The 2,423-nt window shown below is 50.2% G+C and carries 2 protein-coding genes; one reads left to right on the plus strand and one right to left on the minus strand.

Annotation, left to right across the window (positions count from 1 at the left end):
• Positions 1-147: 147 nt before the first annotated feature.
• Positions 148-1,005, minus strand: a complete 858-nt coding sequence (locus tag ABYT30_RS18445) for a bifunctional transcriptional activator/DNA repair enzyme AdaA (RefSeq protein ID WP_373083131.1) — start codon at positions 1,003-1,005, stop codon at positions 148-150.
• A gap of 240 nt (positions 1,006-1,245) precedes the next feature.
• On the opposite strand from ABYT30_RS18445, the gene ABYT30_RS18450 reads away from it, so the two are divergent.
• Positions 1,246-2,423 (plus strand): AsmA family protein (locus tag ABYT30_RS18450; RefSeq protein ID WP_373097977.1); only part of this gene is annotated, 1,178 nt, incomplete at its 3' end.

Genomic DNA, 2,423 nt, shown 5'->3' on the forward strand with positions numbered 1-2,423 from the left:
CGATGAAAAGCCTCGTCGCTGCCATCTAATGCCTGCTCTAGGGCGACTGTTGACGAAAAAACCAATTCAGACATAGAAATCCTTATAAATTTAAGTACACACAAAAAGGCGGCAATGGCCATTGTCAGCGAAAACTCGCGATATAGTTTATTCGCCAATGACCTCGCCTGCTATACGCCCTGCCTCATGCACCAAAATCGCCTGTTTTCGCGCGCTTCCCCAGCGATACTGGCTGAATTCACCCGTACTGCGTATCACCCGATGGCAGGGAATAAGGTAGGCAATATTGTTACGGGCAATGGCGCTGGCCACGGCGCGGACCGATGACCCGAGGCCCATTGCCCCCGCTAATTGCTGATAGGAGCAGACTCCTCCGTCCGGTATGGCCAATAGCGCTTCCCACACTTTGAGCTGAAATTCACTGCCCTTCAACAAAACTCGCAGCGGTGCCTTATTGACAGCTGCTGTAGAAAACATTTGCACAAAAACCGGATCAACCGCGCTCTGATCACGCGCCAACGCCGCCGCCGGCCACTCCTGCTGCAGCTCCTGTACCACTGAGGCCTCGTCACTAGCTAGATCAAAGAATGCAATTTTACAGACCCCACGCTGGGTCTGGGCAACAAGGCAGAAACCAAACGGCGACGACTTCACCCCATAGGTAATCTGTAAACCCGCCCCGAGACTGCGGTATTCTCCTGGAGTCATACACTCGGTTTTAATCAGTAAATCGTGCAGACGACTGCTACCGCTGAGGCCACAAATAAGCGCAGTATCCAACACGCTATTGCTGCGCAATTGCTGTTTGGCGCGTTCCTTGGTCAAAAATTGCAGAAACTGCTTTGGCGAAATACCCGCCCACTCAGCAAACATCCGCTGCATATGAAACTCGCTCAAACCCACATAACTTGCGAGATCAGCCAGACTTGGTTGATCGAGCTGCCGGTCAGCAAGGTAGTTAATCGCTTTGGCGACGCGCTGATAGTTGATATGTTGTTCGCTCATTGGCGCTTGCACCGTCGTATTCTATTGATTATCAGTGTGCCCGTGACACGAACATCCTACCACCCGATTCTTGCGTAATAGGCTTGACTAAAATGAATGGCATAAGCTTTGCCTTATTTTGACTATACTGAATCAAAGTAAATTACGTACATAGAACTTATCAGGACTGGCCGGTCAAATACTTTCATTGCCCATGTCGAGCTAGCTACCGCCCCAAAACTAAACAACACGGAGAGATGTATGCCCAGCGCATTAAAATACACCCTTATCGGATTGCTAAGTGTGGTGATATTAGCGGGCGGCGCCCTCGCCACGCTCGTATTCTTGATCGACCCCAACATCTTTAAAGGCGAGATTGAAAAATTGGCCGCCGATCAAGGTCTGGTTCTTCGTTTAGACGGTGATTTGTCGTGGCAGGTATTCCCCAATATTCAGATTGCCGTTGGCGAGGCCAGCCTAGCAACGACCGCTACCCCAGATGCCGCCAGCGCCGAGATTGTGCGTTTCAAGCAGGCTCAGCTCGCCGTAGCCCTAAAACCACTACTGCAAAAGCAGCTCGTTATTCAGGGCGTAAAACTCAGCGGCCTAAATGCAAATTTAATGGTCGATAAAAACGGTGTGGGCAACTGGAGTCAAATCGGCAATCAAACTAAACCGACCGAAAAGACGGCGAGCACCGATAACAGTCCAGTGCAAGATCTTGGCATTCAAAAACTGCAACTCGAGGACAGCACAGTACATTATGTAAATGCCCAAACTGGGCAGGACATCCTTCTCGAACACCTAGCCTTAAGCGGCGAAAACATTCAGATAAACAATGCCGAATTCCCGCTGCAACTCAGCAGCAGTATTACGTTTAAAGACGCGCAGCAACGTCTCGCTGCCGACTTAGCGTTTAGCGCCAAGCTCGAAATCAATAACGCCCTAGATAATTTCATTGTTAATGACGGCGAGCTTCGCCTAAGCGCCGAACACAGTAACGAGCAGGCTAAACTCACCGCTAACACCCAACTGAAGCTCAGTGCCACTGCCAATATCAAAGACGCACTCGTTTGGTCGTTAAGTAATCTCGACATGCAAGACACCAGGCTGCAATACAGCGCCAAAGACGGTACCGAGCTAACGCTAAAATCTTTTGCATTAACCGGCGCAGTTCTACCGGGCGGCGACGCGAGTAACTTAAAGCTGCAATCCGAACTCAGCTATAGTGCGCCAAATCAAACGCCAATCAATACCCAACTAACACTAGCATCCGCGCTTAGCGTCGACACCACCTTGAATAATTTCAATAGTACAAACACCGTGTTAACGACGACGATTGGTGACGAAACCATTAGCCTAAAAGGTGATGCCAAGGCCAGCCTTGAGCCTTTAGCGTATCAGGCCAGCGTTCTGCTCAGCCCCGCCAATTTCCGCAA

The sequence above is a fragment of the Zhongshania sp. genome (assembly GCF_041623545.1).
GTDB lineage: Bacteria > Pseudomonadota > Gammaproteobacteria > Pseudomonadales > Spongiibacteraceae > Spongiibacter.